This window comes from Kitasatospora sp. NPDC032121, from assembly GCF_055580145.1.
Genome location: NZ_JBVILX010000001.1, coordinates 1,056,277 through 1,074,756, shown reverse-complemented (window position 1 = coordinate 1,074,756; position 18,480 = coordinate 1,056,277). Strand labels below are relative to the sequence as shown.

Genomic DNA, 18,480 nt, shown 5'->3' with positions numbered 1-18,480 from the left:
TCCCCTCCCCCCCCCCCCCCCTCCCCCCCCCCCCCCCCCCCCCCCCACCCCCCCCCCCCCCCCCCCCCCCCCCCCCCCCCCCCCCCCCCCCGCCGCGAAGAGCCTCATCCCTTGGAGCGCGGGAGGAGCGAGGGGGCAGAGCGCCGTGGCACTCCATGGAAACAAGCGTGAGGGCCCTGGATCCGTGGTTCAGACCGTGCGGGGGAGCGGTCGCCTGGGTGCCCCCGGTTTTCCGGACTTCTGATCCGGAAGGCACCGGTCACCGGCCCTGCGGCTCTCAGGCGTCCTCGCGCCAGCCCTCGTAGCCGGCCGCGAGGGTGTCGAGGGCGTGGAGCAGTGCGGGCGTCCAGCCGTTCTCCGGGGCTTCGGCCACGATCAGCCACTGGGCGTCCTCGGCGTCGTCCTCGCCCGCGAGCGCGTCGCGGACGACTTCGAGCTCGCCGAGGTCGGGCTGGGTGGCGCCGAGCTCCTCGGCGGCCTCCTCGGCGGCGTCGCGGTCGGGCAGGACGAGCAGTTGCCGGGCGTACGGGTCGTCGACGTCCGGGAGGTCGGTGGTGCGGTTCTCGGTCACCCCGTCATTGTCCAGGTCGGGCCGCCCGCTCCGTCGGGCGGGAGCGCCGGCGGCCCGTCGGGAGTGTCCGCGGACCGTGGGATGCTGGTACGCGATGGCCAGGAAGAGTGCACCCGACGACCTGCTCGCCCCGCTGACCCTCGCGGTCGGCCAGGAGGAGCTGCTGCTGGACCGCGCGGTCGCCCAGGTGGTGGCGGCGGCGAAGGCGGCGGACCCGGACACCGACGTGCGGGACCTGCCGCCCGGCGGCCTGCAGCCGGGCAGTCTGGCGGAGCTGACCACGCCGTCGCTGTTCGCCGAGCGCAAGGTGATCGTGGTCCGGGCCGCGCAGGACCTCTCCGCCGACTCCGTGAAGGAGGTCAAGGCGTACATCGAGGCCCCGGCCGAAGAAGTGATCATGGTGCTGGTGCACGCCGGCGGCGCCAAGGGCAAGGGCCTGCTGGACGCCGGACGCAAGGCCGGCGGGCGCGAGGTGGCCTGCGCCAAGCTGGCCAAGGCGAGCGAGCGGCTGGCCTTCGTCAAGGGCGAGTTCCGTACCCTGGGCCGCTCGGCGACCCCGGAGGCCTGCCAGGCGCTGCTCGACGCGCTCGGCAGCGACCTGCGCGAGTTGGCGGCCGCCTGCCACCAGCTGACCTCGGACGTCGAGGGCACGATCGACGAGACGGTGGTGGCCCGCTACTACAGCGGCCGCGCCGAGGCGACCGGCTTCGAGGTGGCGGACCTGGCCGTCACCGGCCGGGCCGCGGAGGCGCTGGAGCGGCTGCGCTGGGCGCTGGCCGTCGGCCAGCCGCCGACCGGCATCACCTACGCGCTGGCCTCCGGCGTGCGCAGCATCGGCCGGCTGGCGAGCGCCGGGCGGAACATGCGCCCGGGTGACCTGGCGCGCGAGCTGGGCATGCCGCCGTGGAAGGTCGACCGGGTCCGCCAGCAGATGCGCGGCTGGACGGGTGACGGCGTGGCCACCGCGTTGACCGCTATCGCCCAGGCCGACGCCGCCGTCAAGGGCGGCTCGGACGACCCGGCCTTCGCCCTGGAGCGCGCGGTGGTCGCCGTCGCCCGGGCCGCCCGGGCGGGCTCCCGTCCCGCCTACTGACCGGCTTGCCTGCCGGCGCCGGGGCGCCCGCCTACCGGCCTGCCCGTCTGTCGACGTCGGTGAGCGGTCGACGCCGGAGAACGGCCGATGTCGGAGAGCGGTCGACGCCGGGAAGCGGCCGACGGTACGGCGCAGCGAGGCCCGGGCCTACTTCTTCATGGCCCGCACGGCGTCCTGCCCGTCGGACTGGAGGGCGCTGCGCAGCTCCTCCCTGGACGGCGGCTTGCCCTTGCCCTCGGTGTAGCTGGCCGTGTAGTTGATGTAGTACGTCATCCCGCCGTCGAGGATGTCCAGCTCGGCGTAGACGCTGTGGTACTGGCCCGAGCCGTCGTCCTTGTACAGGAAGTACGCCTCCTCGCCGATCCCCGCGATATCGGTGACCTGGTAGCCGCGCGCCCGGTAGAGCTCCTTGTTGGCCGCCAGTTCGGGCGCCGGGTTGACCGCCTTGTGCAGGTCGGCGCGCATGTAGAGGTTGGCGTACTCGCTGTCGCTGCCGCCGGTGCGCTTGAGCGACATCGAGCAGTTCATGCTGTCCAGCGCCGGGTGCCGGTCGGTGTGGTGGGTCGGCGCGGAGCTGTCCGAGACGGAGTACGTCTGGAGGAGCTTGGTGGGCTTCCCGGTGGTGCAGAAGTCGTCGGAGAGGTGGTAGCCGCGCAGGCCGCGCGGCGAGGAGTCGTTGCTGACCAGGCCGGGGATCGCCATCACGGCGGCGGCCCAGCCGGCCGAGACGATCACCGCGCCGACGAACGCCCAGACGGCGTTGCGCCGCAGGTTCCCGGTCCTCGCGGGGACGGCTCCCGGGGGCATGCCGGAGACGGGTGCCATGCCGGGGGCGGTGGGCAGCCCCGGCGGCGGTCCGAAGCCGCCGGCTCCCGCCGGGCCCGGAGCCCCCGGAGCCCCGAGAGCCCCCGGAGCCCCGAGGGCCCCCGGTACGGGCTGCGCGCCCCCGCCCGGCTGCTGCGGCGGGAAGCCGTACCCCGGTCCGTTCTGTGCCGGTGGCGGCGGCGGTGGCGTCGTCATGGAAGTCCCCCTGAACCTGGCGCCGGAGTGCTCCCCGCACTCCGGTCGAACCTGACCGACCCTAGCGGCCGGACCACGAAACGCGACAGGCGCCGCAGTGGCCTCCGGGGAGGAAACCGACTGCGACGCCTGTCGCACTGCTTCGTTGCACCGCACCCGCGTGGCGAACGCAGGCCGCGTGCGGTGCGAGTCTTGCGCGCCTCGGGGTCCGGGTAGAGGGCCGGTCGACCCGAAGCGGTGGGGGCGCAGCCCCCGGGGGCGTCAGGCCTGGGCGGCCGCGTTGACGCGCTTGGTGATGGCCGACTTCTTGTTGGCGGCCTGGTTGGCGTGGATGACGCCCTTGCTCACGGCCTTGTCCAGCGCCTTGGAGGCGGCGCGGGCCAGCTCGGTGGCCTTCTCGGTCTCGCCGGCGGCAGCGGCCTCACGGGCCTTGCGCAGAGCGGTCTTCAGCGAGGACTTGACGGCCTTGTTGCGCAGGCGCGCCTTCTCGTTGGTCTTGTTGCGCTTGATCTGGGACTTGATGTTCGCCACGAAGGAGCCTCAGTCTGTCTGAAAGATTTGAACGGGGTCACACCCGGCGGCCTTCGGTCCAGCTGAGAGGGCATGCCGAGGCCAGGTGCAGCAGCCCACGCTACCAGGGGCCCGCTGCCCACCCCAAACCGGCCGCCCGCGAAGGCTCCTCCCGTCGCCCGACCGGGGCCGACCGGCACCCCTTCCGCGCCCGACCGGCAGCCCACCCCGTGCTCGTGGGAAGATGGGAGGAACTATTTCGATCGGACGAGACTGTCCGGTCCCCGGGAAAACCGGTCAGCGATGACCCGGACACCCCCGGCCCCGGACCAACGGAGAATCGGACCAAGGTGCCCGCGACCCCCAGCAATGTGCCAGAGCCCAGCCGTACCGACCCGGCGCTGATCCGCAACTTCTGCATCATCGCCCACATCGACCACGGCAAGTCGACGCTCGCAGACCGGATGCTGCAGATCACCGGCGTCGTCGACCCCCGGCAGATGCGTGCCCAGTACCTCGACCGCATGGACATCGAGCGTGAGCGCGGCATCACCATCAAGTCGCAGGCGGTCCGCCTCCCGTGGTCGCCGAAGACCGGGCCGAACGCCGGGACGACGCACATCCTCAACATGATCGACACCCCCGGCCACGTGGACTTCACGTACGAGGTGTCCCGCTCCCTCGCCGCGTGCGAGGGCACCATCCTGGTGGTCGACGCGGCCCAGGGCATCGAGGCGCAGACCCTCGCCAACCTGTACCTGGCGCTGGAGAACGACCTCACGATCATCCCGGTCCTCAACAAGATCGACCTGCCGGCCGCCCAGCCGGAGAAGTACGCGGCCGAGATCGCCCACATCATCGGCTGCGACCCCTCCGACGTGCTCCAGGTCAGCGCCAAGACCGGCCTGGGCGTCGAGGACCTGCTCGACCACATCGTCAACACCATCCCGGCCCCGGTCGGCGTCAAGGACGCCCCGGCCCGCGCGATGATCTTCGACTCGGTGTACGACTCCTACCGCGGCGTGGTCACCTACGTCCGTGTCGTGGACGGCCAGCTCACCAAGCGCGAGCGCATCTCGATGATGTCCACCGGCGCCACCCACGAGCTGCTGGAGATCGGTGTCATCTCGCCCGAGCCGAAGGTCGCGGACGGCCTCGGTGTCGGCGAGGTGGGCTACATCATCACCGGTGTGAAGGACGTCCGGCAGTCCAAGGTCGGTGACACGATCACCTCGATGCACAAGGGCGCCACCGAGCCGCTCGGCGGCTACAAGGACCCGCGCCCGATGGTGTTCTCCGGCCTCTACCCGCTGGACGGCTCGGACTACCCGCTGCTGCGCGACGCCCTGGACAAGCTGCGGCTCAACGACGCCGCCCTGGTGTACGAGCCGGAGACCTCGGTCGCGCTCGGCTTCGGCTACCGCTGTGGCTTCCTCGGCCTGCTGCACCTGGAGATCATCCGGGAGCGCCTGGAGCGCGAGTTCAACCTCGACCTGATCTCCACCGCCCCGAACGTGGTCTACCGGGTGATCATGGAGGACGGCAGCGAGCACACCGTCACCAACCCGAGCGAGTTCCCGGTCGGCAAGATCGCCGAGGTGTACGAGCCGGTCGTGCGCGGCACCATCCTCGCGCCCAACGAGTTCGTCGGCGCGATCATGGAGCTCTGCCAGTCCCGCCGCGGCAACCTCCAGGGCATGGACTACCTGTCCGAGGACCGGGTCGAGCTTCGCTACACCCTGCCGCTCGCGGAGATCGTCTTCGACTTCTTCGACCAGCTGAAGTCCAAGACCCGCGGCTACGCCTCGCTGGACTACGAGCCCATCGGCGAGCAGACCGCCCAGCTGGTCAAGGTCGACATCCTGCTGCACGGCGACGCGGTGGACGCCTTCTCCGCGATCGTCCACAAGGACAAGGCCTACAACTACGGCGTGATGATGGCGGGCAAGCTCCAGAAGCTCATCCCCCGCCAGCAGTTCGAGGTGCCGATCCAGGCGGCCATCGGCTCCCGGGTGATCGCCCGCGAGACGGTCCGCGCGATCCGCAAGGACGTCCTCGCCAAGTGCTACGGCGGTGACATCTCCCGTAAGCGGAAGCTGCTGGAGAAGCAGAAGGAAGGCAAGAAGCGGATGAAGATGGTCGGCCGCGTGGAGGTCCCGCAGGAGGCCTTCATCGCCGCGCTGTCCACCGACGCCGAGCCGCCGAAGGAGAAGAAGTAACGGCGGTGGGCGGCGACGCGCGCCGGAAGGGCCCGGGCACCCGCCCGGGCCCTTCCGGCGTTTCCGCGGCCCCTCCGCCCGCGCTCGTCCGGCGGGCTGCTGCAGGCTGTTGAGCACCACGGTGACGATCGCCGCTGAGCACCACGGTGACGATCGCCGCCTTCGCCGGCCGCCCCGCGGTGCCGGTGAACACGGTGCGCCGCATCGAGTCGTCGGGGCGGACCACCTCGAGCAGCCCGGCCCGCCGGCCGAGGCTCACGCACTGCGCCACGTACCGGAACGGGAACGGATCCGCGGTGCGCCCCGCCGGCAGCTTGCCGAGGTACCGGCCCTGCGGCAGGTGGACGGGCCGAAGTGCGACGGGCCGAAGTGCGACGGGCCGAAGCGCGACGGGCCGAAGTGCGACGGGCCGAAGTGTGGCGGGCCGAAGTGTGGCGGGCCGAAGCGCGACGGGCCGGGGCGGGAAGTCCCCGCCCCGGCCCGCCGACTGGTGGGACGTCAGTCCATCTCGGCCACGGCCTCGGCGAACTGTGCCTGGTAGAGCCGGGCGTAGGCGCCGTCGGCGGCGATCAGCTCGTCGTGCGAGCCCTGCTCGACGATCGAGCCGTTCTCCATCACCAGGATCACGTCGGCGTCCCGGATGGTGGAGAGCCGGTGGGCGATCACGAAGCTGGTGCGGCCGGTGCGCAGCCGGGCCATGGCCCGCTGGATGAGCACCTCGGTGCGGGTGTCGACGGAGCTGGTCGCCTCGTCCAGGACCAGGATGGACGGCTCGGCGAGGAACGCCCGGGCGATGGTGATCAGCTGCTTCTCGCCGGCGCTGACGCCGGTGCCCTCGTCGTCGATGACGGTGTCGTAGCCGTCCGGCAGGGTGCGCACGAAGCGGTCGACGTGGGCGGCCCTGGCGGCCTCGATGACCTGCTCGCGGGTGGCCGACTCGGCGCCGTAGGCGATGTTGTCGGCGATGCTGCCGCCGAACAGCCAGGTGTCCTGGAGCACCATGCCGATGCCGGAGCGCAGTTCCTCGCGGGACATCGCGGCGATGTCCACGCCGTCGAGGGTGATCCGTCCGGAGCTGACCTCGTAGAACCGCATCAGCAGGTTGACCATGGTGGTCTTGCCGGCGCCGGTGGGGCCGACGATGGCGACGGTCTGGCCGGGTTCGACCTTGAGCGAGAGGTCCTCGATGAGCGGCTTCTCGGGGTCGTAGCGGAAGGACACGTCCTGGAAGACGACCCGGCCGTGCACCACGTCGGGCCGTTCGGGCATGGCCGGCTCGGGGCTCTGCTCGGGGGCGTCCAGCAGCTCGAAGACGCGCTCGGCGGAGGCGACGCCGGACTGCACCAGGTTGGCCATGCTGGCGACCTGGGTGAGCGGCTGGCTGAACTGCCGCGAGTACTGGATGAACGCCTGGACGTCGCCGATGGACAGCGCGCCGCTCGCCACTCGCAGGCCGCCGACGACGGCGACCAGCACGTACTGGAGGTTGCCGATCAGCATCATCGCGGGCTGGATGATGCCGGAGATGAACTGGGCCTTGTAGCTGGCCTGGTAGAGCGCCTCGTTGTGCGCGCGGAAGGTTTCTGCGGACTCCTGCTGGCGCCCGAACGCCTTGACCAGGGTGTGGCCGGTGTACATCTCCTCGATGTGGGCGTTGAGCTGGCCGGTGGACATCCACTGCTGGACGAACTGCGGCTGGGCCCGCTTGCCGACCTTGGTGGCGACGACCACCGAGACCGGCACCGAGACCAGCGCGATCACGGCGAGCAGCGGGGAGATCCAGAACATCATCGCGAGCACGCCGACCACGGTGAGCAGCGAGTTGACGACCTGTCCCAGCGTCTGCTGCATGGACTGGCCGATGTTGTCGATGTCGTTGGTGACCCGGCTGAGCACCTCGCCGCGCGGCTGCTTGTCGAAGTAGCTGAGCGGCAGCCGGGCGAGCTTGGCCTCGACGTCCTGGCGCAGCCGGTAGCCGGCGGCCTGGATGGCCCGGGTGGCGAGCCGGCCCTGGACGATGCCGAAGAGGGCGGAGGCGACGTAGACGCCGAGCACCCAGAGCAGGACGGTGCCGATGGCGCCGAAGTCCATGCCCTGGCCGGGGGTGAAGTCGACGGCGGAGAGCAGGTCGGCGATGCCGCCGTCGCCGTGGGCGCGCAGCCCTTCGATGACCTGTTCCTTGGAGGCGCCGGCCGGGAAGCGGGCGCCGATGACGCCGGCGAAGATGAGGTCGGTGGCGTCGCCGAGGATCTTGGGGCCGATGACGGCGCAGCCGATGCCGAGCACGCCGAGGATCAGGACGCCGATCAGGGTGTTGCGTTCGGGGCGCAGCAGGCCGAGGACGCGCTTGCCGGAGCCCTTGAAGTCCATGGACTTCTCGGCGCCCTGGCCGCCCATGAAGCGGCCGGGGCCGGCCGGGCCGCGGCGGGCGGCGGCGGCCTGCGAGTCGCTGGGCAGTGCGGCGGGCTTCGGGTCGTCCTTGGAGAGGGCGGCCTTCGCGGGGGCGGCCTTCTCGGGGGCGGCCGTGGCGGCGTTCGCGGGGCCGTCCGCGGGGGCGGTGGCTCTGGGGGCCGGGCCCTGGTTCAGTTCGGGCTTTCCGGGGCTGGTCACGCCGCCTCCTGCTCGGTGAGCTGGGAGAGCACGATCTCCCGGTACGTCGGGTTGTCGGCCATCAGTTCGTGGTGGGTTCCGGTGCCGACGACGGCGCCCTCGTCGAGGACGATGATCCGGTCGGCGTCGCGGATGGTGGACACCCGCTGGGCGACGATCAGGACGGTGGCGTCGGAGGTCTCGCGGGCGAGGGCCTTGCGGAGCTTGGCGTCGGTGGCGTAGTCCAGCGCGGAGAAGGAGTCGTCGAAGAGGTAGACGGAGGGCCGGCGGACGAGGGTCCGGGCGATGGCCAGGCGTTGGCGCTGGCCGCCGGAGACGTTGCCGCCGCCCTGGGCGATGGGGGCGTCCAGGCCTTCGGGGAGCTTCTCGACGAACTCCTTGGCCTGGGCGATCTCCAGGGCGTGCCAGAGTTCCTCGTCGGTGGCGTCGGGCCGGCCGTAGCGGAGGTTGCTGGCGACGGTGCCGGAGAAGAGGTAGGGCTTCTGCGGGACGATGCCGACGCTCTCGGCGATCGCGGCGGGGGCGAGTTCGCGGACGTCCACGCCGTCGATCAGGACCCGGCCGGAGGTGGCGTCGAAGAGCCGGGGGACGAGGCCGAGCAGGGTGGACTTGCCGCTGCCGGTGGAGCCGATGATGGCGGTGGTCTCGCCGGGGCGGGCGGTGAGGTCGATGCCGCGCAGCACCGAGGCCTCGGCGCCGGGGTAGCGGAAGTCGACGTCGCGCAGTTCCAGGTTGCCGCGGCGTGCCGTCTCGGTGACGGGGGCGGTGGGCGGGACGACGCTGCTGTGGGTGCCGAGGACCTCTTCGATGCGCTCGGCGCAGACCTCGGCGCGCGGCACCATCATGAACATGAAGGTGGCCATCATGACGCTCATCAGGATCTGCATCAGGTAGGAGAGGAACGCGGTGAGCGCGCCGATCTCCATGGCGCCGCTGTCGATGCGGTGGGCGCCGAACCAGAGCACGGCGACGCTGGAGACGTTCACCACCAGCATGACGGCGGGGAACATGACGGACATCAGCCGGCCGACCTGGCGGGCGACGTCGGTGAGGTCCTCGTTGGCGCCGGCGAAGCGGGCCTGCTCCTGGCCGTCCTTGACGAAGGCGCGGATGACGCGGATGCCGGTGATCTGCTCGCGCAGCACCCGGTTCACGGTGTCGATCCGCTCCTGCATGCTGCGGAACTTGGGGCGCAGCGCGCGGACCAGGAGGAGCACGACGACGCCGAGCGCGGGGATGACGGCGAGCAGCAGGCCGGACAGCGGGACGTCCTGGTTGAGCGCCATGATGATGCCGCCGACGCACATGATCGGCGCGGCGACCATGAGCGTGAAGCTCATCAGGGCGAGCATCTGGACCTGCTGGACGTCGTTGGTGGTGCGGGTGATCAGCGAGGGCGCGCCGAACTGGCCGACCTCGCGGGCGGAGAAGCTCTGCACGCGGTCGAAGACGGCGGCGCGGACGTCGCGGCCGAACGCCATGGCGGTGCGGGCGCCGATGAAGACGGCGCCGATGGAGCACAGGGCCTGGACGACGGTGACGGCGATCATCACCCCGCCGACGCGCAGGATGTAGCCGGTGTCGCCCTTGACCACACCGTCGTCGATGATGTCGGCGTTGAGTGTCGGCAGGTAGAGCGCCGCGAGGGTGGACACCAGCTGGAGCAGCACCAGCAGGGTGATCGGTCGGGAGTACGGGCGCAGGTACGCCCTCAGCAGTCTGATCAGCACTAGCACACTCTTGTCGTCGCCGGTCGGGTTGGCCACCCCTAATTCTGGGTGGTCCGTGGTGCGGGGCGGGCCATTCGGCGTGTGGGAACCGGAGGTTTGCCCGGCCTTTGCCCTGCGGCCGGGTGCGGCACGGGAGGTGCGGGGGCGTGCCGTCGGGTGCTGCCCTCTTACGGAATGACCGCTTTCCCCCTAGGCTGCTGATTGCCCCTTTGTTACTGACCGGTACCGCTCAGGTGAACCGGGGGCCCGGCGGCCGCCCCCCATGGACGCCGCGACAATCCCTCACACGGCCACCCGCCACCGGAGGTCCTCGTTGAGTTCCGCGCAGTCCCTGATCGACTCCGGCAGGCCCGACCTCGTCGCCGGGCGTCCCGCCTCCGTCGCCCACCTGTTCCTGGAGCGGGTCGCCCTGACCCCGAACGCCGAGGCCTACCGCTACCCCTCGCCCGTGGACGAGCAGGCCGCCGACGGCGCGCCCGGCGCCGAGCAGTGGCGCTCGCTCACCTGGGCCCAGACGGCGACCCGGGTGAAGGCGGTGGCCGCCGGCCTGATGGCGCTCGGCATCCGGCCCGAGGACAGGGTGGCGCTGGCCTCCTCGACGAGGCTCGAGTGGATCGTCGCCGACCTGGGCGCCATGTGCGCGGGCGCCGCGATCACCACCGTCTACCCGAGCACCAACGCGGACGAGACCGCGTTCATCCTCTCCGACTCCGGCTCCCGGGCGCTGTTCGCCGAGAACGCGGCCCAGCTGGCCAAGGCCGTCGGGCAGATCGACCGGCTGCCCGAGCTGCGCACCGTGATCCTCTTCGACGCGCCCGCCGAGGCCCCAGAGACCGCCGGCCTCGACCTGATCACCCTCGCCGAGCTGGAGGAGCGCGGCACCCGGTACCTGGCCGAGCACCCGGACGCGGTGGAGAAGGCCGTCGAAGGGCTCGACAAGGAGCAGCTGGCCACCCTGATCTACACCTCCGGCACCACCGGCCGCCCCAAGGGCGTGCGCCTGGTGCACGACTGCTGGGCGTACGAGGGCCGGGCGCAGGAGGCCAGCGGGCTGCTGGGCCCCGACGACGTGCAGTTCATGTGGCTGCCGCTGTCGCACGTGTTCGGCAAGACGCTGATCTCCGGGCAGATCGCCACCGGGCACGTGATGGCGGTGGACGGCCGGGTGGACCGGATCATCCACAACCTGCCGGCGATCCGGCCGACCGTCATGGCCTCGGCGCCGCGCATCTTCGAGAAGGTCTACAACGGCATCGCGGGCAAGGCCAGGGCCGAGGGCGGCGCCAAGTACAAGATCTTCATGTGGGCGGCCAAGGTCGCCCGCGAGCACGCCCGGGTGGTGCAGGAGAACCGGGTCGCCACCGGGACCGACTCCGCCCCGCTGGGCCTGCGGGCGCAGCACGCGCTGGCCGACAAGCTGGTGTACGCGAAGATCCGGGCGGCCTTCGGCGGCCGGCTGCGCGGCGCGGTCTCCGGCAGCGCCGCGCTCGCCCCGGAGATCGGCTACTTCTTCCTCGGCGCCGGGGTGCCGATCCTGGAGGGCTACGGCCTGAGCGAGACCAGCGCCGGCTCCTGCGTCAACCGCGCGGAGGACGTGCGGATCGGCACGGTGGGCCGCCCGCTGCCCGGCACCGAGGTGCGGATCGCCGAGGACGGCGAGATCCTGCTGCGCGGCCCGGGCGTCATGCGCGGCTACCACAACCTGCCGGAGAAGACCGCCGAGGTGCTGGAGCCGGACGGCTGGTTCCACACCGAGGACATCGGCGAGCTCACCCCGGACGGCTTCCTGCGGATCACCGACCGCAAGAAGGACCTGTTCAAGACCTCCGGTGGCAAGTACGTGGCGCCCAGCGAGGTCGAGGGCAAGTTCAAGGCGGTCTGCCCGTTCGTCAGCAACATCCTGGTGATCGGCAACGGCCGCAACTACTGCACCGCGCTGATCGGCCTGGACGAGGCGGTCCTGCTGCCGTGGGCCGCCGAGCACGGCCTGGCCGGCAGGTCCTACGCCGAGCTGGCCGTCGAGCCGGCCGTGCACCAGCTGATCGAGGGCTTCGTCAAGCGGGTCAACGGCGACCTCCAGCGCTGGCAGACGATCAAGAAGTTCCACCTGCTGCCGCGCGACCTCGACATCGAGCACGGCGAGCTCACCCCGAGCCTGAAGATCAAGCGCCCGGTGGTCGAGCGGACCTACGCGGACGCGGTGGCCGCGATGTACGCGGGCGCCAACGAGGCCTGAGCACCCCAGCTCCCGTACGGCCCGCCGGTTCGGTCGGGCCGTACGGGACAATGGGTTCATGCCCTCCGCACTCCCCGACGGCGAACCGGTGCCGTCCGACGGTTCCCTGCCCGCGCACGCCCTCGACGGGCTGGGTTCGCGGCCGTTCGGCTTCTACCTGCACGTGCCGTACTGCGCCAGCCGCTGCGGCTACTGCGACTTCAACACGTACACCGCCACCGAGCTGCGCTCCTCCGGGGCGGTCGCCTCGCAGGACAGCTACGCGGACAACGTGGTCGCCGAGATCCGCCTGGCCCGGAAGGTGCTGGGGGAGACGGACCTCCCGGTGCGGACGGTCTTCCTCGGCGGCGGCACCCCGACCCTGCTGCCCGCCCGCGACCTGGTGAGGATGCTCGCCGCGATCCGCGACGAGTTCGGCCTCGCCGAGGACGCCGAGATCACCACCGAGGCCAACCCGGAGTCGGTGGACCCGGCGTACCTGGCCGAACTGCGCGAGGGCGGCTACAACCGGCTCTCCTTCGGCATGCAGAGCGCCCGCCCGCACGTGCTGAAACTGCTCGACCGCCACCACACCCCGGGCCGCCCCGAGGCGTGCGTGGCCGAGGCCCGCGCGGCCGGCTTCGAGCACGTCAACCTCGACCTGATCTACGGCACCCCGGGCGAGTCCGACGACGACTGGCGGGCCTCCCTGGACGCCGCCATCGGCGCCGGGCCCGACCACGTCTCCGCGTACTCGCTGATCGTCGAGGAGGGCACCCGGCTCGCCGCCCGGGTCAAGCGCGGCGAACTGCCGATGATCGACGACGACGTGCACGCCGACCGCTACCTGATCGCCGAGGAGGCGCTGAGCGCCGCCGGCTACTCCTGGTACGAGGTCTCCAACTGGGCCACCACCCCCGAGGGCCGCTGCCGCCACAACGAGCTCTACTGGACCGGCGCCGACTGGTGGGGCGCCGGCCCCGGCGCCCACAGCCACGTCGGCGGCGTCCGCTGGTGGAACGCCAAGCACCCCGCCGCCTACGCCCGGGCCCTCGCCGAGCAGCGCACCCCCGCCCAGGCCCGCGAGCTGCTGGCCGACGAGGACCGCCGCGTCGAGCGCGTCCTGCTCGAACTGCGCCTCGTCGAGGGCGTCCCCCTCGACCTGCTCACCGCCACCGGCCGCGAGTGGGCCGCCCGCCACCTCGCCGACGGCCTCCTCGCCCCCGGCCCCTACGAGCGGGGCCGCGCCGCCCTCACCCTCCGGGGCCGCCTCCTGGCCGACGCGGTGGTACGTGACCTGGTGGACTGAGTGTCGTCAACGTGGTGCCAGCCGTCGGAGGGAGCGCGCCGTGACCGCCATCGATGACCGGGTGACGGGGATCTTCGAGAACCTGGAGTTCAAGACCTACTCCTGACCCGGCAGGGCCGTGAAGTCGATCAACTCCTCCACCCGGCCCAGGAGTTCGGGCTCCAGGTCCTTGTAGCTGTTGACCTTCGACAGGATGTGCTTCCAGGCCGCCGGGGTGTCCACCGGCCAGCCGAGGCGGCGGCAGGTGCCCTCCTTCCAGTCCTCGCCCCTCGGGACGGCGGGCCAGGCGGGGATGCCGACGCTGGCGGGCTTCACGGCCTGCCAGATGTCGATGTAGGGGTGGCCGACGACCAGCACCGAGGCCCCGGTGACCTGGGCGGCGATGCGGTGCTCCTTGGTGCCGGGGAGCAGGTGGTCGACCAGGACGCCGAGGCGCCGTTCCGGGCCGGGGGCGAAGTCGGCGACGATCGCGGGCAGGTCGTCGATGCCGCGCAGGTACTCGACGACCACGCCCTCGATCCGCAGGTCGTCGCCCCAGACCCGCTCGACCAGCTCGGCGTCGTGCCGGCCCTCGACGTAGATCCGGGACTCGCGGGCGACCCGGGCGCGGGCGTTCGGGACGGCGATCGAGCCGGAGGCGGTACGGGCCGGGGTACGGGGCGCCGCCGGGCCGGCCGGGCGGACCAGGGTGACGACCCTGCCCTCCAGCAGGAAGCCGCGCGGCACCAGCGGGAACACCCGGTGCTTGCCGAACCGGTCCTCCAGGGTGACGGTGAACCCCTCCGCGGTCTTCTCGCAGCGCACCACCGCCCCGCAGAAGCCGCTCGCCGCCTCCTCGACCACCAGGTCCCGCTCGGCGGGCACCTCCGGGGCGGGCTGCTGCTTCTTCCACGGCGGGGTCAGGTCGGGTCCGTACTGGCGGCTGCGCATGGTCGCGAGTCTACGGACGGACCGTCACAGGCCCGGCGCGCCCCAGACCGGGAACCAGCGGCTGAGGTCCTTCTCCAGCCGCAGGTCGTTCCCCAGCATCGCGTTGACCTGCAGCTCCAGCGGGCTGTTGCGCCGCTCCCCGCCGCCGGGCATCGGGGCGAAGGGGTAGAACGTCCCCCGCTTGTACAGGTAGACCAGGGCCAGCGACTGCCCCTCGGGGTTGCGGAAGGCCACCAGCGAGCAGAGCAGCTGCGGCCCGAAGCCGTTCGCCTCCAGCTCGCTGTTGACCGCGTGCAGGTCGTTCACCAGCTCCGGCAGTTCCTCGGGCCGGTGCCGGGCGAGCAGCCAGGAGTAGCCGTAGCCGTCCTTGGAGGCCTCCACCGGGACGCCGCCGCGCTCGGTGTCGGCGTCCAGCAGCGCCCTGACCTGCTGCTCGACCTGGACGAAGGCCGCGCCCTCGACGGCGGCGAAGCAGACCGAGCCGAGCCCGGTGGGGGTGAACCCGGCCCCGGCCTCCAGGGTGAGCGCGGCGGACGGGACGCCGAACAGCTGGTCGAGGTCGGGCTTGACGGGCTTGGTGCGGCCGAACAGGGTGTCCAGGAATCCCACGGCGGTCCTTTCGGGACGGAACGGACTGGGACGGGTCGGGACGGAATCGGCTGGGGCGGGGCGGGATGGAATCGGCTGGGTCGGGTCGGGCTCAGTGTCCGAGCTGCCCGGAGATCCTCGCCAGCTGCTCCAGCCGCTTCTCCAGCGTCGGGTGGGTGGAGAACAGCTGCGAGGCGGTCTCCCGGGCGCTCAGCGCGGGGGCGAAGTAGAAGGCGTTGTACGGCTGCGCCTGGCGCAGGTCCTTGCTGGGGATGGCCGCGATCTGCCCGGTCACCTTGGTGAGCGCCGAGGCCAGGGCGCTGGGCCGGCCGGTGAGCTGCGCTGCGGCCCGGTCCGCGGCCAGTTCGCGGTAGCGGGACAGCAGCCGGGTGAGCAGGAAGCTGATCGCGTAGACGACGATCGACACCAGCGGGATGATCAGCGCCAGGATGGCCGCGTTCTGGTCGTTGTTGTTGCGCCCGCCGCCCATGAACCCGCCGTAGACGGCGATCCGGGTCATCGCCCCGGCGAGGACGCCGAGGAAGCCGGCGATCGTCATCACCGCGACGTCCCGGTGGGCGACGTGCGACAGCTCGTGGGCGAGGACGCCCTCCAGTTCCTCCGGCTCCAGCCGGCGCAGCAGCCCGGTGGTCACGCAGACCACCGCGTTCTGCGGGTTGCGGCCGGTGGCGAAGGCGTTCGGCATGTCGCTGTCGGCGACCGCCACCCGGGGTTTGGGCATGTCGGCGAGGGCGCAGAGCCGGTCGACGGTGCCGTGCAGCTGGGGGAACTGTTCCGGGGACACCTGGTGGGCGCCCATCGCCCGCTCGGTGATCTTGTCGCTGAACCAGAACTGGGCCACGAACAGCCCGCCGGAGATCAGGACGATCAGTGGCCAGGCGCCGCGCAGCAGCGCGATCAGCAGGCCGGTGAAACCGACGTACAGCAGCCCGATCACGAACATCGTCGCGACCATGCGGCTGGTCAGGCCGCGGTCGGGCGCGAAACGGGTGTGCTGGCCCGAGCTCGACATCGCTTGCTCCTCCGTTCGCCGTCGCTTTCGATGCTGCCACCCGGACGGCTTCCCGGCACCACTCCGGCGCCGGGAGGATCGAACCGGCGGGGCCCCGCGGGCCGTGTCCGGAACTGCGGGGAGGATCACCCCGGTCGGGCCGTTCCTGCCACAGGACCCGGGCCGTACACTGGCAGGTACGGTTCTGGCACTCGTACGTTCAGAGTGCCAAGACCGAGGGCCCCGGAACGGCCCGCAGCGAGGGACACGGTCGGACGACGTGCGAGGACGGAGGTGCGTGCCCCATGGCCGGTGAGGTCCGCCAGCTGGACGAACGCAAGCTCGCGGTGCTCCGCGCGATCGTGCAGGACTACGTGGGCACCGAGGAGCCGGTCGGCTCCAAGGCCCTGGTGGAGCGGCACAACCTCGGGGTCTCCCCGGCGACCGTCCGCAACGACATGGCGGCGCTGGAGGAGGACGGCTACATCCACCAGCCGCACACCAGCGCCGGCCGCATCCCCACCGACAAGGGGTACCGCCTCTTCGTCGACAAGCTCGCCGAGATCAAGCCGATGACCGCCCCCGAGCGCCGGGCCATCCGGCACTTCCTGGACGGCGCGGTGGACCTGGACGACGTGGTCGCCCGCACCGTGCGGCTGCTCGCCCAGCTCACCCGGCAGGTCGCGGTGGTGCAGTACCCGTCGCTGACGCGCTCCACCGTCCGGCACATCGAGCTGGTGGCGCTGGCCCCGGCCAAGGTGATGCTGGTGCTGATCACCAACACCGGCCGGGTCGAGCAGCGGATGGTCGACTGCCCGGGCCCGGTCGGCGAGACGGTGCTGGCGGACCTGCGGGCCCGGATCAACGCGAGAGCCGCCGGCCGGCGCCTCCCGGAGGTCCCGGGGCTGCTGGAGGAGCTGCCGGCGCAGTTCGAGCAGGCCGACCGGCCGACCGTCAGCACGGTCCTGGCGACGCTGTTCGAGACGCTCGCCGAGCAGAACGAGGAGCGGATCATGCTGGCCGGCACGGCCAACCTGACCCGCTTCGGGCACGACTTCCCGCTCACCATCCAGCCGGTGCTGGAGGCCCTGGAGGAGCAGGTCGTCCTGCTCCGCCTCCTGGGTGAGACCGCGGACGCCGGGATGACGGTCCGGATCGGGCGGGAGATCGCCTACGAGGGGCTGAATTCCACCTCGGTCGTTTCGGTCGGCTACGGTTCGGGCGACGAGAGCGTGGCGAAACTGGGTGTGATCGGTCCGACCCGGATGGACTACCCGGGCACAATGGGGGCGGTGCGAGCGGTGGCGCGGTACGTGGGCCAGATCCTGGCCGAGTCCTAGCAAGGGTCGCCGTCGGGCCTCCGACGGCGGCGTCCAGTCGCAGCACTACTACAGGCGGAACAAGCGGAGCATTTGGTGGCCACGGACTACTACGCGGTACTCGGCGTCCGACGGGATGCGGGGCAGGACGAGATCAAGAAGGCGTTCCGGCGCCTGGCACGCGAACTGCACCCGGACGTCAACCCGGACCCGAAGACGCAGGAGCGGTTCAAGGAGATCAACGCCGCCTACGAGGTGCTCTCCGACCCGCAGAAGCGTCAGGTCTACGACCTCGGCGGGGACCCGCTGTCCCCGGGCGGCGGCGGTGCGGGCGGCTTCGGGGCCGGCGCGGCGGGCTTCGGCTTCTCCGACATCATGGACGCCTTCTTCGGCGCCGCGGCCGGCCAGCGCGGCCCGCGCTCGCGCACCCGCCGCGGCCAGGACGCCATGATCCGGCTGGAGATCACCCTGGAGGAGGCCGCCTTCGGCACCACCAAGGAACTCCAGGTCGACACCGCCGTCACCTGCACCACCTGCAGTGGCGAGGGCGCGGCCCCCGGCACCTCGGCGCAGACCTGTGACATGTGCCGCGGCAAGGGCGAGGTCTCCCAGGTCACCCGGTCCTTCCTGGGCCAGGTCATGACCTCCCGCCCCTGCCCGCAGTGCCAGGGCTTCGGCACCGTCGTGCCGACCCCGTGCCCGGAGTGCGCCGGCGACGGCCGCGTGCGGGCCCGCCGCACCCTGACCGTCAAGATCCCGGCCGGTGTCGACAACGGCACCCGGATCCAGCTGGCCGGCGAGGGCGAGGTCGGCCCCGGCGGCGGCCCGGCCGGCGACCTGTACGTCGAGATCGCCGAGACCACCCACAACATCTTCCAGCGGCGCGGGGACGACCTGCACTGCACCGTCACCATCCCGATGACGGCGGCCGCGCTCGGCACCCAGGTGCCGCTGCAGACCCTGGACGGCCTGGAGGAGGTCGACATCCGGCCCGGCACCCAGTCCGGCCAGTCGATCCCGCTGCACGGCCGGGGCATCACCCACCTGCGCGGCGGCGGCCGGGGCGACCTGATAGTGCACGTCGAGGTGAAGACGCCCAGCAAGCTCGACGCCGAGCAGGAGGAGCTGCTGCGCCGCCTCGCGGTGCTGCGCGGCGAGGAGCGCCCGTCCGGCCAGTTCGCACCGGGCCAGCAGGGCCTCTTCTCCCGGCTGAAGGACGCCTTCAACGGCCGGTAGTCGTCCGCGGAGGGGTGGGGGGGGGGGGGGGGGCCCCCCCCCCCCCCCCCCTCTCCCCCCCCCCCCCCCCCTTTTTTTCTTCCCTCCCCCCCCCTCCTTTCTTCCCACCCGAGGAAAA

At 71.9% G+C, this 18,480-nt stretch carries 14 protein-coding genes; 6 read left to right on the top strand and 8 right to left on the bottom strand.

Annotated features, from left to right (window positions below):
• Positions 1 to 277: 277 nt before the first annotated feature.
• Positions 278 to 571, bottom strand: a complete 294-nt coding sequence (locus tag ACZ5OX_RS04930) for a hypothetical protein (protein WP_465628734.1) — start codon at positions 569 to 571, stop codon at positions 278 to 280.
• 94 nt (positions 572 to 665) lie between these two features.
• Between ACZ5OX_RS04930 and holA the strand changes: the two genes are divergently transcribed.
• Entirely contained in the window at positions 666 to 1,664 is a 999-nt protein-coding gene (gene holA / locus ACZ5OX_RS04925; RefSeq protein WP_465628733.1) for a DNA polymerase III subunit delta, read from the top strand.
• 147 nt (positions 1,665 to 1,811) lie between these two features.
• On the opposite strand, the gene ACZ5OX_RS04920 is transcribed toward holA, so the two are convergent.
• Together ACZ5OX_RS04920 and rpsT are read right to left on the bottom strand one after the other, a co-directional pair.
• Positions 1,812 to 2,489, bottom strand: a complete 678-nt coding sequence (locus ACZ5OX_RS04920) for a hypothetical protein (RefSeq protein ID WP_465628732.1) — start codon at positions 2,487 to 2,489, stop codon at positions 1,812 to 1,814.
• 456 nt (positions 2,490 to 2,945) lie between these two features.
• Positions 2,946 to 3,215 carry a 30S ribosomal protein S20 gene (gene rpsT / locus ACZ5OX_RS04915; protein ID WP_350566336.1) on the bottom strand — a complete coding sequence of 90 codons (270 nt, stop codon included), beginning with the start codon at positions 3,213 to 3,215 and terminating at the stop codon, positions 2,946 to 2,948.
• A 329-nt stretch (positions 3,216 to 3,544) separates the two neighbouring features.
• On the opposite strand from rpsT, the gene lepA reads away from it, so the two are divergent.
• Positions 3,545 to 5,413 (top strand): translation elongation factor 4, encoded by a 1,869-nt coding sequence (gene lepA, locus ACZ5OX_RS04910; RefSeq protein WP_449791800.1) that lies wholly within the window; start codon positions 3,545 to 3,547, stop codon positions 5,411 to 5,413.
• A 498-nt stretch (positions 5,414 to 5,911) separates the two neighbouring features.
• Here the strand turns inward: lepA and ACZ5OX_RS04905 are convergent, their stop codons facing one another.
• Together ACZ5OX_RS04905 and ACZ5OX_RS04900 are read right to left on the bottom strand one after the other, a co-directional pair.
• Positions 5,912 to 7,810: an ABC transporter ATP-binding protein gene (locus ACZ5OX_RS04905; RefSeq protein ID WP_465628898.1), complete on the bottom strand. Its 1,899-nt coding sequence runs from the start codon at positions 7,808 to 7,810 to the stop codon at positions 5,912 to 5,914.
• A 209-nt stretch (positions 7,811 to 8,019) separates the two neighbouring features.
• On the bottom strand, positions 8,020 to 9,753 hold the full coding sequence (locus tag ACZ5OX_RS04900) for an ABC transporter ATP-binding protein (protein ID WP_465628897.1): 1,734 nt from the start codon (positions 9,751 to 9,753) through the stop codon (positions 8,020 to 8,022).
• Between the two features lie 313 nt (positions 9,754 to 10,066).
• Here ACZ5OX_RS04900 and ACZ5OX_RS04895 point away from each other — a divergent pair, with 313 nt between their 5' ends.
• Positions 10,067 to 11,989, top strand: coding sequence for an AMP-dependent synthetase/ligase (locus ACZ5OX_RS04895; protein ID WP_465628731.1), 1,923 nt, complete (start codon positions 10,067 to 10,069; stop codon positions 11,987 to 11,989).
• Positions 11,990 to 12,047: 58 nt separating this feature from the next.
• Positions 12,048 to 13,277, top strand: a complete 1,230-nt coding sequence (gene hemW, locus ACZ5OX_RS04890) for a radical SAM family heme chaperone HemW (RefSeq protein ID WP_465628730.1) — start codon at positions 12,048 to 12,050, stop codon at positions 13,275 to 13,277.
• Positions 13,278 to 13,373: 96 nt separating this feature from the next.
• Here hemW and ACZ5OX_RS04885 read toward each other — a convergent pair whose 3' ends face one another.
• The 3 genes from ACZ5OX_RS04885 to htpX all read right to left on the bottom strand — a co-directional run bounded on the left by ACZ5OX_RS04885 (position 13,374) and on the right by htpX (position 15,828).
• Complete coding sequence (locus ACZ5OX_RS04885) at positions 13,374 to 14,207, bottom strand: DUF3097 domain-containing protein (protein WP_392920165.1); 834 nt, start codon at positions 14,205 to 14,207, stop codon at positions 13,374 to 13,376.
• A 24-nt stretch (positions 14,208 to 14,231) separates the two neighbouring features.
• Positions 14,232 to 14,816, bottom strand: coding sequence for a PspA-associated protein PspAB (gene pspAB, locus ACZ5OX_RS04880; RefSeq protein ID WP_465628729.1), 585 nt, complete (start codon positions 14,814 to 14,816; stop codon positions 14,232 to 14,234).
• 91 nt (positions 14,817 to 14,907) lie between these two features.
• The gene (htpX, locus tag ACZ5OX_RS04875) at positions 14,908 to 15,828 is read right to left on the bottom strand and encodes a zinc metalloprotease HtpX (RefSeq protein ID WP_465628728.1); all 921 of its coding nucleotides are present in this window, start codon (positions 15,826 to 15,828) and stop codon (positions 14,908 to 14,910) included.
• A 284-nt stretch (positions 15,829 to 16,112) separates the two neighbouring features.
• On the opposite strand from htpX, the gene hrcA reads away from it, so the two are divergent.
• Together hrcA and dnaJ are read left to right on the top strand one after the other, a co-directional pair.
• On the top strand, positions 16,113 to 17,147 hold the full coding sequence (gene hrcA, locus ACZ5OX_RS04870) for a heat-inducible transcriptional repressor HrcA (RefSeq protein WP_449791806.1): 1,035 nt from the start codon (positions 16,113 to 16,115) through the stop codon (positions 17,145 to 17,147).
• Positions 17,148 to 17,222: 75 nt separating this feature from the next.
• Positions 17,223 to 18,362: a molecular chaperone DnaJ gene (dnaJ, locus tag ACZ5OX_RS04865; RefSeq protein WP_387748296.1), complete on the top strand. Its 1,140-nt coding sequence runs from the start codon at positions 17,223 to 17,225 to the stop codon at positions 18,360 to 18,362.
• The last annotated feature ends 118 nt before the right edge of the window (positions 18,363 to 18,480 follow it).